We start from the raw sequence: 13,720 nt of genomic DNA, 5'->3' as shown, positions 1-13,720 counted from the left end.
GGGAATGGCGGCGGCAGTCCGCCGTCACCGCTCAGCAGTCAGCTGCCAGCAGTCAGCAGTCAGCAGATGGAGAGCTCGGCCCCGCAGAGGAGGCGAGCGGCGCCGGGAAAACGTGACGAGAAGACCTCCTCGGCGCGTTTGCCGGTGCAGTGTCCTACCGCACACTGGCGCAGCCCCAGGCCGGCCAGCTCGTCGACCGCCCGCTCGACGGCCCCTGCGGAGCTCGCCCCCAGGTGCAGCCCCCCCACCAGCCAGGCGAGCGGCACGCCGGGGCGCAGCCGCGCCACGTGGTCGAGGATGTTCACGACCCCCGAGTGGGCGCAGCCGCAGATCACCGTCAGGCCGCCAGCACCCTCCACCACCACTGCCTGGTCGTCCTCGAAGCGGTCAGGGGTCTGACCGTCGGCGTCCAGCACGAGGAAGGCGTCCTCGTTGCCCGGGTGACGGCGGGGAATGGCGCCCGTCACCCAGACCCCGGGGCCCGCGGTGGCAGGCCCCGAGGCCAGCGTGACACTCACCCCCGGGGCGGCGAGCGCTTCTCGGCTCGCCACCGGCATCCCGATGGAGCGCGGGGAGCCCGTCCGCAGGCTGAAGCGCTCGCGGGCGGCCGACGGGTGCAGGAAGACCCGCAGGGGGCGACCCCCGCGGGCCGCCACCACCGCCGGCAGCCCCCCGGTGTGGTCGTAGTGCCCGTGGCTCAGGAGCACCGTTTCCACTCGCCCGAGGTCGAGCCCTAGGCGCACCGCGTTACCGGCCAGCACGCCCGGGTCGGGACCCGTGTCCACGAGCAGCACCGCGCCGCCCGACTCGAGCCACAGGCTCAACCCGTGAGCGGCCTCGCAAGGAGGCCCGGCGCGGTCCTCGACCAGGACCACGAGACGCTGGCCCGCCACGGGCCCCGGGGCCGACCAGGCGGGGGTCAGGACCGCACGTCCCCGACGGGGATACCCAGCGCGTCCGCCACGCCCTTGCCGTAGGCCGGGTCGGCCTTCAGGCAGTTGCCGATGTGGCGCATCCTGACCTTCTCGTCGACCATCGCCATCTCCGCCGCGGTGTTCGCGAACAGCACCTGCTGCTGCGCCGGCGTCATGAGGCGGAAGAGCAGCCCCGGCTGCGTGAAGTAGTCGTCGTCGTCCTTGCGGAAGTCCCAGTGGTAGGCGGCGCCCTCGAGCGCGAGCGGCGGCTCCATCACCTCCGGGCTCGACTGCCAGAGGCCGAGGCTGTTGGGCTCGTACCCCTTGGTGCTCCCGTAGTTCCCGTCGACCCGCATCTGGCCGTCGCGATGGTAGCTGTTCACGGGGCAGCGCGGCCGGTTCACGGGGATCTGCCCGTGGTTCACACCGAGGCGGTAGCGCTGCGCGTCGCCGTAGGAGAAGAGGCGCCCCTGCAGCATCTTGTCCGGCGAGAAGCCGATCCCGGGGACGATGTTGCCCGGGTTGAAGGCCGACTGCTCCACCTCGGCGAAGTAGTTCTCCGGGTTGCGGTTCAGCTCGAGCACCCCGACGTCGATCAGCGGGTAGTCCGAGTGCCGCCAGACCTTCGTCAGGTCGAAGGGGTGGAAGCGGTACGTGGCCGCGTCCTTCTCCGGCATGATCTGGACCTGGAGGTCCCAGCGCGGGAACTCTCCCCGCTCGATGGACTCGTAGAGGTCACGCTGGTGGCTCTCGCGGTCTTTCGCGATGATCTCCGCGGCCTCGGCGTTGGTCAGGTTCTGGATGCCCTGCCGGCAGCGCAGGTGGAACTTGACCCAGAACCGCTCGTTCGCGGCGTTGATGAAGCTGAAGGTGTGGCTGCCGAAACCGTGCATGTGGCGGTAGGTGCGCGGAATGCCGCGGTCGCTCATGACGACGGTGACCTGGTGCAGCGCCTCGGGCAGCAGGGTCCAGAAGTCCCAGTTCGTCTGGGCGCAGCGCATGTTGGTGCGCGGGTCGCGCTTCACGGCGTGGTTGAGGTCCGGGAACTTCAGCGGGTCGCGCAGGAAGAACACCGGGGTGTTGTTGCCCACGAGGTCCCAGTTGCCTTCCTCGGTGTAGAACTTGATGGCGAACCCGCGGATGTCGCGCTCGGCGTCCGCCGCGCCGCGCTCCCCCGCCACCGTCGAGAAGCGCACGAACAGGTCCGTCTTCTTGCCCACCTCGGAGAAGATCTTGGCCTTGGTGTAGCGCGTGATGTCGTGGGTGACGGTGAACGTCCCGTAGGCACCCGAGCCCTTGGCGTGCATGCGCCGCTCGGGGATCACCTCGCGATCGAAGTGAGCCAGCTTCTCCAGGTACCAGACGTCCTGGAGCAGCATGGGGCCCCGCGGCCCTGCGGTCATGACGTTCTGGTTGTCGGCGACCGGGGCGCCGCCCGTGGTGGTCAGCTTCTTCTCACTCATCAGACTCTCCTCTCTCGTGCCCTGTGGCGTTCGAACTCACGACGTTTGAAATTGCGACGCTGCAACTCGCGGCGCGTCATTCCTCAGCGCGGCGACTCTCGTCGCCCGCCTCCATGCAGGCCGCACAGATACCCCGCACCTCCACGTGGGAGCTCAGGACCTGACCGAAGCGGGTCACGGTGCCCGGCACCGGCAGCGCGTCGAGCTCGGGGCTGTCGAAATCCCGCAGCGCACCGCAGCGCACGCAGAGGTAGTGATGGTGCTTCTCCAGATTGGCCTCGAATCGGACGCCGCCCTGCCGCGGACCGAGGGTGGTCAGGAGCCCGAGGTCAGTGAGCAGCCAGAGCGTGCGGTACACGGTATCGAGCGACACCGTCGGCATCTCCGGACGCACGGCGTTGTAGACGGCCTCCGCGGTCGGGTGCTCCACGCTCGCCGCGACGGCCCGGAAGATGACGAGGCGCTGGTGCGTGAGCTTGACCCCGGCCTCCCTTGCGACCGACTGGAAGCGCTCGAGCCGACTCTCGACCTCGAGGTCATCGACCATCCGGGGATCCGCTCCTGGTTGCGGAGAATACGCAGATAGTAACCTACTCCTGACAAGCGGCGCGTGCAAGCGTTGCGGGGACGCGGGGCCACTCAGCGTTCGGGGGTGGGGTCCGGGGCAGTGGCCGGTCGCACCGGAGGCTCCAGCCATTGCCCGGCCAGAATGGACAGGACCGCGTAGCAGGCGAAGAAGAGCGTCCCCACCTGGAGCTCGGCGCTCATGAATCTCTGGTGCTCGCTCGCGAGGAAGGCGAGGATCCAGCCGGTGAGACACACGTCGGCCATGGACCACTTGCCGATGCGGTGAACGATCGAGAGGACCCCCCTGCCGAGGCGCCCCGAGGACACCGCCGCCACCCCCATCACCACCGTCTTGGCGAGTGGCAGGATCACGCTGAAGAGGAGGATCGGGATCCCAATGGCATAACTGCCGTGGGGGCCGAGGAGGGCCAGGATGGTCGAGAGGATGCCGCGGGACTCGAAGTAGAGCACGACCTTGCCGACGGCCGGGAGCTCCTGTGCGGCGGTGAGGGCCATCGCCGGAGCCAGGAGGCCGGCAACAAGGGCGATGAGCGAGGCGACGAGGAGCCCCACGACGACCGTGCTGCGGCGCCTGCGGGCTGCGACCGCGAGCAGGACGCCCGCGGTCGCAGCGCCGACGAACCCCAGGAACTGGAGGTGGGCATCGCGGCGCGCCCGGGCCGCGGCCTCCCGCTGGGCGTCGAGGGTGCGGATCTCCTTCTCGTAGCCCTCCAGAGGGAAGACCGGGAGCTCGCCGAGCCAGCGCTTGACCGCCCGCCTGAGCTGCGCGTTGGGCTCTGCCTGGGCGGCGAGCGTGGTCGCCCGGGTCTCGTAATCGACCGCGCTGCCATACGCCGACCACGCCATCCACCCGGCGAGTCCACCGAAGAAGAAGAGCGCGAGCAACGACAAGCGGAGGTCCTGCGTGAGTTTCATGCCCTTCCCCCTTCAGCGGCCGGTCCGGGACAGGAGCGGGCACCGGAAAGCTGGCTTATAGTGCGCCCACGCAGACGCCGCCAGTAGACCATGGCTCACCGTAACTCCTCGCAGCCGCCCGTCCCCCCCGCGTTCGGGACCCGGGCAAGCCCCCGGACCGGACTCAGGACGTCGCCCGGGCCATGGCGCTGCTCTGGACCTACCGACCCCGGTCGGCGGTCCACGACCTGTTGCGCCTGATGGGGGCGAATCAGGCGAGCGGTCGTGTCTATACCCAGGAAGACGTCCGGCTCGCGATCCGGGAGCTGCAGGACCGCGGCATGCTGGTGGCGATGCCCCATCGCGAGGGCTACCACCGGCTGACCGACGAGCTGCGGGCCCGGCTGTACCGGGAGGCGCTCGAGGAGGGGCAGCGCGAGCGGCTGCGGGAGGCCCTCTTCCGTTTGGAGTCGTTCGAGCCGCAGCAGGCCCGGTATTACTGGCCGGTCTACGACTTCTCGGCCACCGTGGCATTGCTGCGGGTCGTGCTCTTCTCCGGCATGCCGGCGGCCGAGATCGAGCCGATGGCCAAGGTCCTCGCCCGCAGCCCCGACTGGGGCGAGATCCTGAGAGGGGCCGCACTCGATGCCTTCGACGGACCGAGCTTCGAGTACGTTGACCCGGCGTAGCAAAAGGACCTCCTGTACATGGCCGCGGTCAATCTCAGTCGGTCCTGGGACCCGACCATGGTTCCGCCCACCGACTGGGCCCTGGCCAAGCTGGACAGCGACCGCACCCGGCTGATGGCGGCCATCGGGGGAGAGAGCGTCGGCACCCGGCGTGACCTCGAGGCCGAGCGGGCCGGGCTTGCGACCGTGCTCCACGCGCTGCCTTTCCTCGAGGAGCCCGGCGAGGCGCAGGCCGGGCTCGAGTGGGTCGTGGACGACCCCGAGGACGCTTTGACGATGGTCGAGACCCTGCCCCGCCTGGAGGCCGTCGGGGCCGTGGACTGGCCCAAGGGCAAGAGCGTGCGGGTGCTCACCGTCGATGCGCGGCGCGTGAGCTTCAAGGTCGAGGCCCAGCGCGACTGGTTCCGGTTGATCGGCCAGGCGACCCTCGACGAGGGCCGCGTGCTGGCGCTCGAGCAGCTCCTCGCCGCCGCACGCGGGCGAAGCCGCTTCGTGCCCATGGGCGAGGGCCTCTACGTCGCGCTCACCCGCACCCTGAAGGAGCGCCTCGCCGAGCTGGAGGCGGTCGCCGAGCTCGACCGCCAGGGCACGCGGCTTCCCCGCCCCGCAGCGGGCTGGCTCGAGGGCGTCCTCGAGGGCATGCCGCTCGAAACCGACGCCGGCTTCCGGGACGCCATCGAGCGGTTGCGCATTGCCCAGGACGAATCGCCTCCGCTGCCTCGCGCCCTGCAGGCGGAGCTTCGCCCCTATCAGGAGGACGGTTACCGCTGGGCCATGCGTCTCGCCTCGGCCGGCCTCGGCGGTTGCCTCGCGGACGACATGGGCCTCGGCAAGACGCTGCAGGCGCTCGCCGAGAGCATCCTCGCCGAAGGCGAGGCCACCGCCCTGCCCTCGGCCGAGGAGCTGATCGCCCTGATACGGGAGGGCTGAGACCACACGGCGCCGCGTCCTGGTTGAGTGCGGGGGGGCACGGATGCCGACAGCCAAGGCCATTCTCGCCGCGTGGGCGTGCAACTCCGTGCCGAGCGGATCCCGAGCTCTGCAAACCGGCCCTATCTCTTCTGTAGTCCAGAGACCACACCGTAGCAGTCGGCCAGGACCGGACCTTCGGCAAGAGCAGCAGCAAACGTTTGTGCCTCCATCTGCCGGAAGCTCAGCGCGTCGCGGCCCGATTCAGAAGTGCCAGCCCACATCCATCCGCGCGTGCAGTACGCGAACTACCAAGATGCCGCTCTCGGAAAGTCGGTAAAAGACGACGTGGCTCTCATGGCTGAAGCGGCGGTAGCCGGGCCGAACATTGTCGGCCGTAGTACCCATGCCCGGATTCTCGCTCAGCAACTCGAGGCAACGCTTTAACGACTCATAGTACTTCTCGGCTCGAAGCAGGCCGAACTCCGCCACCGATTGGTCGAGAATGGCCTCGATGTCCTTGGCGGCCGCCGCGGAGAGGTCAATCGTTGACACGGTGCCGTGCATTCACATCATTCCAAATCCCCGAGATATCTCGGCCCGAAATCCCACTGGTCTCTCCGGTGACCAAGGCCTGTACCAACGCTTCCCGCTGGGCCTGATCCTGCTGGTCGCGGCGGATCAAGTCACGGACGTAATCGCTGGCGTTACTGAAGTGGCCAGTCTCGACCTGAGTCTCGACCCACGCCTTCATCGGATCGGGAAGGGAAACGTTCATCGTCGCCATTCGGGTAGCCTCCTGGAGTCAGACTGACACATGATGACAAACTTTGCCATCTCCCTTGTCGGGGGGGCCGTCAGGCAGTCAGCCCGGAGGTCTGCTCAGGGTCGGGACCACCCGGTAGCCGCCAGGCTTTGAAGGTCCGGAGTCAGACGCATAGCTGACGGTCAGAGCCGGCGGCCGCGCGCCGACCCGCACCCGGCGCCAGCAGGCAGGTGTCAGATTTTCCGACAGGGCTGACCCCAAACCCCAGGATCGCGGGCACCGGGGGCTCCCGGTCTCCCTTCGGCCAGCTACGGACTACAGCCACCACGGTCGTGGGGCCGGTCTACCCTGCTTGCGGACATTGCGGTGACCATGAGGAGTCGCGGTCGCTGAGCGGAGGCGTTGACTAGGCCTAATGCTTCGGGTGGCGGCCTGTCATTTAGGCGGTGCACCGGGTTGCTGGCTACGACCGCCCGGAGTCGGCGATCAGCGGCGCCGTTCGCGCCTGGCGGGCACGCGGATGGTGTCGATGAACGCGGCGAGGGCGGGCGATAGTTGGCGTCGTCCGGGGTAGTAGAGAAAGAAGCCGGGAAACGGCGGACACCAGTCCTCGAGCACGCGCACAAGCTCCCCCGCCTGAAGCAGGGGGGCCACCTGCTCCTCGATGACGTACCCCAGGCCCACACCGGCCAGCGCAGCGTCGACGACCATGCCCTCGTCATCGAAGATGAGCGGCCCTTCGACCGCCAGCTCGATGCTGTGATGCGCCTTCTCGAACTCCCACTTGTAGAGCGTGCCGGGGGCCGGTGACGGCAGGCGGAAGTTGATGCAGCGGTGGGTCCGAAGATCATGCGGCGTTGCCGGCGGTGGACGGGACGCGAAATACTGCGGCGCGCCGACGACGGCCATCCGCTGCGGTCCCGACACCGGTACGGCCACCACGTCCTTGTCCAGCGACTCGCCAAGGCGGATACCGGCGTCGAACCGCTGCGCGACGATGTTGGTCAGCCCGGGGTCGATGACGATCTCGAGGACGATCTCTGGATAGGCCTGGGTGAACCGGGGCAGGACGGGGGCCACCACCATGCGCGCGGCCGAGCGCGAGGTGGTGATTCGGACGTGTCCCGAGGGCCGGTCGAGCAGACGCCCCAGGTCCTCGACCGCGTTGGCAATCGCCTCGAGCGCCGGGCCGAGGCGGGCCAGCAACCGTTCGCCGGCCTCCGTCGTCGAGACACTGCGCGTGCTGCGGGCCAGCAGGCGAATGCGCACGCGTTCCTCGAGGCGGCGCAGCGTGTGGCTGAGCGCCGACGGCGACACCCCGAGCCGCGTGGCGGCCCGGGTAAAGCTGCGCTCCTCCGCGACCACCGCGAACGCCGCCAGGCTGCCCCAGTCTTCCCGGTCCATTCCTGACAATTTCTCAATACCTCATGCGAACTATACGCCTATATCACTGATGTGGCCGCGCGCATCAGCTCGCTCACGAAATGGCGAAGGCGAGGAGGCAATGTGGAAAAGCGCAAGTTGGGAACCAGCGGCCTGGAGGTGTCGGCCCTCGGCTACGGTGCAATGGGCAACAGTTTCGGCTACGGGCCCGCGGCGGACCGGAAGGAAGCGACCCGGGTCATCCGTACGGCATTCGACCACGGCGTGACGTTTTTCGACACCGCCGAAGCGTACGGCCCCTTCACCAACGAGGAGCTAGTAGGCGAAGCCGTCGCGTCGTTCCGTCACGACGTGGTGATCGCCACGACATTTGGCTTCAAGATCCAGGACGGCGCCATCGCCGGCCTCGATAGCCGGCCCGAGCACATCAAGGAGGTCGCCGACGCCTCGCTCAAGCGCCTGAAAGTCGATGCCATCGATCTTTTCTACCAGCACCGGGTCGATCCAGCCGTGCCAATCGACGACGTCGCCGGCGCAGTGAGGGATCTGATCCAGGCGGGCAAGGTCAAGCACTTCGGTCTCTCGGAGGCCAGTGCGCGGACTATCCGCCGCGCGCACACCGTCCAGCCCGTCACCGCCGTGCAGACCGAGTACTCGGTGTGGACCCGCGATCCCGAGGCGGACGTACTGCCAACCTGCGAGGCGCTGGGGATTGGCTTCGTGCCGTGGAGCCCGCTGGGTCAAGGCTACCTAACCGGGAAAGTCGACCCGGCCATGGCCTTCGACCCCGTCTCCGACCTGCGCGCGACGTTCCCGCGCTTTACGGCGGAGGCGCGGAAGGCCAACTGGCCCGTGGTCGAGCTGCTGGCCCGCATCGGTTCGAGAAAAAAGGCCACACCCGGTCAGATTGCCCTTGCCTGGCTGCTCGCCCAGAAGCCCTGGATCGTCCCGATCCCGGGAACGCGAGGGCTGGATCGCTTGGAGGAGAACCTCGGGGCGGTAGGCGTCGAGCTCACTGCAGACGACCTCCGCGAGATCGAAGGTGCCCTCGCGAAGTTCGAGGTGCAGGGGGCCCGCCTTTCCGAGATGCACATGCAGCTCATCGACCGCTGATCGCGCCCGCCGGCGATGACGACCATCGGTCTCGACTTGGTTAGGGAGGAAAGAATGCAGATGCGCAAACTGGGACGCAGCGGTCTCGAGGTATCGGCGATCGGGCTCGGCTGCATGGGGTTGAGCTATGGGTATGGTCCGGCAACGGACAAGGTAGCGGGCATCAAGCTGATCCGCGCCGCATTCGAGCGCGGCGTCACGTTCTTCGATACGGCCGAGGCCTACGGTCCAGGCGCGAACGAGGAACTGGTCGGCGAGGCGTTGCAGCCGTTTCGCGATCGCGTGGTGGTTGCGACCAAGTTCGGATTCAAGGGCGGGCACGCGGACGCGGGCCTGGATAGCCGGCCGGAGCGCATCCGGCAGGTCGCGGAGGAGTCGCTCAAACGCCTCAGAACCGACCGAATTGATCTCTTCTACCAGCATCGCGTCGATCCGAGCGTGCCGATCGAAGACGTCGCCGGAACGGTCAAGGAACTGATCCGCGCCGGGAAGGTGAACCACTTCGGCCTGTCGGAAGCGAGCGCGGAGACGATCCGCCGCGCGCACGCCGTTCAGCCCGTTGCCGCTGTCCAGAGCGAGTACTCGATGTGGTGGCCCGAGCCGGAGGAGAGGATCCTGCCGACGCTCGAAGAACTGGGCATCGGCTTCGTGGCGTTCAGCCCCCTTGGCAAGGGCTTCCTGACCGGCGCCATCGACGAGACGACGACGTTCGATCGCACCGACTTCCGCAACACGGTGCCGCGCTTCACACCCAAGGCCCGCCAGGCGAATCAGGCCCTGGTCGGCCTGCTCCGCGACACCGCGGCGCGCAAGCACGCAACACCGGCGCAGATCGCGCTCGCGTGGCTGCTGTCGCGCAAGCCGTGGATCGTCCCGATTCCAGGCACAACGAAGCTGCATCGGCTCGAGGAAAACATCGGCGCTGCTGCGGTCGAACTGACGGCCGAGGAAATCGGCGGCATCGACGCGGTGCTGTCAACGATCACGGTGCAGGGCGCGCGCTACTCGCCGGACCGGCAGAGGTTGGTCGGTCGGTGATGCGCTACCAAGACGCTAGGTGCAAGCGTGGACGTCACACCGCCTCGCAGTCCACGATGAGCGAAGCAAAGGAGGTGCTTAAATGACCAGCGCCAGCTCCAACGCAAAGGCCTACGCCGTCGCCGATGCAACGGCGCCGCTCGCCCCGACGACAATTGCGCGGCGTGGCCTGACGGCGCGCGACGTGCAGATCGATATCCTCTTCTGCGGCATCTGCCACTCCGACCTGCACTACGCCCACAACGAATGGCCTGACGTCCTGCCGGCCATGTACCCGTGCGTCCCGGGCCACGAAATCGTGGGGCGGGTCACGAAGGTCGGCCCGGGCGTGACGAAGCACGAGCCCGGCGACCTCGTGGCGGTTGGCTGTCTGGTCGATTCCGACCACACCTGCCCGAACTGCCAGGCCGGGCTCGAGAACTTCTGCCCGAACCTGACACTGACGTTTGGCTCGGTCGACCGGCACGGTGCGGCTCCGATGACCTTCGGTGGCTACTCCGACAGCATCGTGGTCGATGAGCACTTCGTGCTGCGCGTGCCGCCGAATCTGGACCCTGCCGGAACGGCCCCGCTCTTGTGCGCCGGCATCACGACGTACTCGCCGCTGCGGCGTCAGGGGATCGGCAAGGGCAAGAAGGTCGGCGTCGTCGGCCTGGGCGGGCTGGGTCACATGGGCACGAAGTTCGCCCGAGCCTTCGGTGCCCACGTCGTCGTCTTCACCACCTCCCCGCGCAAGACCGATGACGCGATCCGCCTCGGCGCACACGAGGTCGTAGTCTCCCGCAATGCGGACGAGATGAAGCAGCACGCCGGCTCCTTCGACTTCATCCTCGACACGGTTTCGGCAGACCACGACATCAATCAATACCTCAACTTGCTGCGGCTCGACGGAAACCTCACGCTCGTCGGCGCGCCACCGAAGCCGCTGGCGCTGTCGTCGTTCGCGTTGATCCTCGGCAACCGCAGCGTCGCGGGCTCGAACATCGGCGGCATTGCCGAGACCCAGGAGATGCTCGACTTCTGCGGGCAGCACGAGATCACGGCCGACGTCGAGGTCATTCCTATCCAGAAGGTCAACGAGGCCTGGGAGAGACTCGTCAAGGCCGACGTGAAGTACCGCTTCGTGATCGACATGGCGTCGCTGAAGGTCTGACATCCACCTCGCACCTACCAGGAGGCTCTCATGAAGGCGCTCGCCGCGACAGCGATGTCGCTCTCTCTCTGCTCAGCCCGGTCTGGGTCCAGGCAACCGAGGCCGGCCCCGCACAAGGGTCCGCGGCCACCGCGGGCGCGGCGGCGGCACAGCGGCTGTTCGGCGACGTCGCACCCAAGTTGGCCGAGCTCACCGACAACGTGCTGTTCGGCGACGTGTGGGCGCGTCCCGGCTTGTCGCCGCGGGATCGCAGCCTCGTGACGGTCAGCGCCCTGACCGCGCTGAACCGCCCCGATCAGCTGCGGTTCCACCTCGCCAAGGCCCGCGAGAACGGCGTGACCCAGGACGAGCTGATCGAGACCATCACCCACCTGGCGTTCTACGCGGGCTGGCCCAACGCGGTGACGGCAATCGCCGTGGCCAGGGAAGTCTTTCAGAAGAACTGACCCCTGCTGTGCAAGAACAGGCCAGGAGCCAGAACGGAGAAAGTCCTATGAGCAAGATCCCCATCAGTAGAGACGGAGAGGACGACCTCCTCAGACGCGATCGCCGCGAGTTCATTCTGTCAGGCCTTGCTGTGGCAGCCGCCGCGGTGTTCCCGCGCATCGCCGCCAGTGCTCCGGCAACGCAACCCACGGTGAGTGCTCGCCGCATGCTCGGCACGCTGGAAGTCTCGGCGCTTGGGCTCGGCTGCATGGTCATGAGCGGCATCTACGGACCACCCAGAGACAGGCAGCCCAAGGACAAGCAGGGAATGATCCGGCTGCTCCATGCCGCCGTCGATCGTGGCGTCACCTTCTTCGACTCCGCAGAACTCTATGGTCCGCTGACGAACGAGGAACTCCTGGGCGAGGCGCTCGCGCCTTTTCGCGACCGGGTGGTGATCGCCACGAAGTTCGGCTACTTCGGCGCGCCGGGCGTCCGGCCGGAGCTCAACAGCCGCCCGGAGCGCATCAGGGCATCGGTAGAGGGATCGCTCAAGCGTCTCAGGACCGACGTCATCGACCTGTATTACCAGCACCGCGTCGACCCCAACGTGCCGATCGAGGACGTCGCCGGGACGGTGAAAGAGCTGATCCAGCAAGGCAAGGTTAAGCACTTCGGCCTGTCCGAGCCGGGCCTGCAGACGCTCCGCCGCGCCCATGCTGTCCAGCCGATCACCGCGATTCAGAACGAGTATTCCCTGCTGTGGCGGGAGCCGGAGGCAGAGGTCCTGCCCACGCTCGAGGAACTCGGCATCGGGCTGGTGGCGTACACGCCCTTGGGGGCCGGCCTTCTCACCGGCGCGATGAACCAGGACACGCGGTTCGACGGCTCGGATTACCGTAGCCGCGTTCCCCGGCTGGCCCCCGCGGCGCTGACGGCGAACCTGGCACTGGTCGACCTGCTGCGCGAGTGGGCGCGGCGCAAGGGAGCTACACCCGTCCAGATCGCGCTGGCCTGGCTGCTCGCGCAGAAGCCCTGGATCGTTCCCATCCCGGGAACCACGCAACTTCCCCATCTTGATGAAAACCTCGGGGCGGTCGCAGTCGAGTTCACCCCCGACGAACTGAAGGAGCTCAATGCCGCCGCCTCGACCATCAAGTTGCAAGGGGCTCGCTTGCCTGCGCCCTCGCTGGAATTGACTCGGCGCGAGGCACCACTCAAGAAATAGCGCATCAAACAATGCTGGGTGCATGCCGGGCAGGCGGCAAATGGAGGGGCTATGCGGGTCGGCATCCTGGGCTCCGGGCTGATGGGCGGCAAGCTCGGAACAATCTTTGCGCGAGCGGGACACGAAGTGGTGTTCAGCTATGCCCGCACCCGCCGGAAGCTCGAGACGCTCGCCCGGGAGGCCAAGGGCACGGCAAGGGCCGGCACTCCGTGCGAGGCGGCGGAGGAATCAGACGCTCTCTTGCTTGCCGTGCATTGGCCTCGAGTGGACGACGTGCTGAGCCAGGCCGGCGATCTTTCGAACAAGGTGATCGTCAACTGCTCCTTGCCGATGAACGCCAGTAACACCGACCTCGTCGTCGCCTACACCTCCTCGGGTGCCGAGCGGCTGGCGAAGAAGGTGCCGAAGGCCGCGATCGTTTCGGCGTTCGGCACGGTGCCGAGCGAAGTGCTGTTCGACGTCTACGCCGCCCGACGCAAGGCAAGCCGCCCAAGTCTCGTGTACTGCGCCGACGATTCGGCGAGCAAGATAGTGGCCGCCGAACTGATCCGTGATGCAGGGTTCGATCCTTGCGATGCGGGCCCGCTGCGGATCGCCCGCTACACCGAGCCGTTCGCGTTGCTCGTTGCCCAGTTGGCATACGGGGTAGAAGCGAACCCGGCACTGGCGTACCGGTTCGAGCGGGTTGGGGATAGCAATGTCCAGCAAGGCCACGCACGGGCCGCTCGATTGAGCATGACTCGCGTGCCTCCCCCGGCCGAGTCCTGCTGAAGGGCATCACTGGGCATGGTTTCCTGGCTCGGTGTCGAAGCTGCTGACCCCGTTGTTGAGTCGGCCGTGCGCCAGATCCGCAGCCTCTGGGACGCCCATGGACCGCTTTCTGTGCGAAAGCTGCCGTTGGCCGGACACCGGCTATGTCTGGGTCGGGTCGAAAGGGGGAATTCCCAGGCCGGACGCCATCCGGGGACCTGTAAGAATTTCCGATACCGTCGGATCACGTAGGCGGATCCGCCCGGGTTCGCGCCGCGCGTTGCCCGCCCGGCGCCCACGGGCCGCTTCGCCACGGTAAGCCGCCCTTCCCGAGCCCGCCCTTTCGCCAACACCGCATCGCCCGTTCCACCGCCGCGAGCCCCCGCCCCTCCACCGCCTCCCGCAT

15 protein-coding genes are annotated in these 13,720 nt (G+C 67.7%); 8 read left to right on the top strand and 7 right to left on the bottom strand.

What is annotated here, in order from left to right; all coding sequences use genetic code 11:
* Window positions 1–59: 59 nt before the first annotated feature.
* From KA217_02665 to KA217_02650, 4 genes are all read right to left on the bottom strand, one after another.
* Window positions 60–893, bottom strand: a complete 834-nt coding sequence (locus KA217_02665; GenBank protein MBP7711356.1) for an MBL fold metallo-hydrolase — start codon at window positions 891–893, stop codon at window positions 60–62.
* Between the two features lie 26 nt (window positions 894–919).
* Entirely contained in the window at window positions 920–2,377 is a 1,458-nt protein-coding gene (locus KA217_02660) for a catalase (GenBank protein MBP7711355.1), read from the bottom strand.
* 76 nt (window positions 2,378–2,453) lie between these two features.
* Complete coding sequence (locus KA217_02655; GenBank protein MBP7711354.1) at window positions 2,454–2,924, bottom strand: transcriptional repressor; 471 nt, start codon at window positions 2,922–2,924, stop codon at window positions 2,454–2,456.
* Between the two features lie 92 nt (window positions 2,925–3,016).
* Window positions 3,017–3,880: a paraquat-inducible protein A gene (locus tag KA217_02650; protein ID MBP7711353.1), complete on the bottom strand. Its 864-nt coding sequence runs from the start codon at window positions 3,878–3,880 to the stop codon at window positions 3,017–3,019.
* Between the two features lie 182 nt (window positions 3,881–4,062).
* On the opposite strand from KA217_02650, the gene KA217_02645 reads away from it, so the two are divergent.
* Together KA217_02645 and KA217_02640 are read left to right on the top strand one after the other, a co-directional pair.
* Complete coding sequence (locus tag KA217_02645; protein MBP7711352.1) at window positions 4,063–4,548, top strand: hypothetical protein; 486 nt, start codon at window positions 4,063–4,065, stop codon at window positions 4,546–4,548.
* 18 nt (window positions 4,549–4,566) lie between these two features.
* On the top strand, window positions 4,567–5,478 hold the full coding sequence (locus KA217_02640) for a hypothetical protein (GenBank protein ID MBP7711351.1): 912 nt from the start codon (window positions 4,567–4,569) through the stop codon (window positions 5,476–5,478).
* Window positions 5,479–5,721: 243 nt separating this feature from the next.
* On the opposite strand, the gene KA217_02635 is transcribed toward KA217_02640, so the two are convergent.
* From KA217_02635 to KA217_02625, 3 genes are all read right to left on the bottom strand, one after another.
* Complete coding sequence (locus KA217_02635) at window positions 5,722–6,024, bottom strand: type II toxin-antitoxin system RelE/ParE family toxin (protein ID MBP7711350.1); 303 nt, start codon at window positions 6,022–6,024, stop codon at window positions 5,722–5,724.
* Entirely contained in the window at window positions 5,999–6,244 is a 246-nt protein-coding gene (locus KA217_02630; GenBank protein ID MBP7711349.1) for a type II toxin-antitoxin system ParD family antitoxin, read from the bottom strand. The genes KA217_02635 and KA217_02630 overlap by 26 nt, the downstream gene beginning before the upstream one ends.
* A gap of 465 nt (window positions 6,245–6,709) precedes the next feature.
* Window positions 6,710–7,627, bottom strand: a complete 918-nt coding sequence (locus KA217_02625; protein ID MBP7711348.1) for a LysR family transcriptional regulator — start codon at window positions 7,625–7,627, stop codon at window positions 6,710–6,712.
* A 102-nt stretch (window positions 7,628–7,729) separates the two neighbouring features.
* On the opposite strand from KA217_02625, the gene KA217_02620 reads away from it, so the two are divergent.
* The 6 genes from KA217_02620 (at window position 7,730) to KA217_02595 (ending at window position 13,335) form a co-directional block, all read left to right on the top strand.
* A complete protein-coding gene (locus KA217_02620) occupies window positions 7,730–8,719 on the top strand; it encodes an aldo/keto reductase (protein MBP7711347.1) in 990 nt (329 codons plus the stop codon).
* A 54-nt stretch (window positions 8,720–8,773) separates the two neighbouring features.
* Window positions 8,774–9,757 carry an aldo/keto reductase gene (locus KA217_02615; GenBank protein ID MBP7711346.1) on the top strand — a complete coding sequence of 328 codons (984 nt, stop codon included), beginning with the start codon at window positions 8,774–8,776 and terminating at the stop codon, window positions 9,755–9,757.
* Window positions 9,758–9,839: 82 nt separating this feature from the next.
* A complete protein-coding gene (locus tag KA217_02610; protein ID MBP7711345.1) occupies window positions 9,840–10,910 on the top strand; it encodes an NAD(P)-dependent alcohol dehydrogenase in 1,071 nt (356 codons plus the stop codon).
* A 68-nt stretch (window positions 10,911–10,978) separates the two neighbouring features.
* A complete protein-coding gene (locus KA217_02605) occupies window positions 10,979–11,356 on the top strand; it encodes a carboxymuconolactone decarboxylase family protein (protein MBP7711344.1) in 378 nt (125 codons plus the stop codon).
* 47 nt (window positions 11,357–11,403) lie between these two features.
* Window positions 11,404–12,564, top strand: coding sequence for an aldo/keto reductase (locus tag KA217_02600; GenBank protein MBP7711343.1), 1,161 nt, complete (start codon window positions 11,404–11,406; stop codon window positions 12,562–12,564).
* 51 nt (window positions 12,565–12,615) lie between these two features.
* The gene (locus tag KA217_02595) at window positions 12,616–13,335 is read left to right on the top strand and encodes an NAD(P)-binding domain-containing protein (GenBank protein MBP7711342.1); all 720 of its coding nucleotides are present in this window, start codon (window positions 12,616–12,618) and stop codon (window positions 13,333–13,335) included.
* Window positions 13,336–13,720 lie beyond the last annotated feature (385 nt).

It is taken from the genome of Gammaproteobacteria bacterium (assembly GCA_017999615.1).
In the GTDB taxonomy this organism is placed as follows: Bacteria; Pseudomonadota; Gammaproteobacteria; order JAABTG01; family JAABTG01; genus JAGNLM01.
Note: the sequence above shows the minus strand (reverse complement) of the source record. Positions and strands in the feature narration are given on the sequence as shown.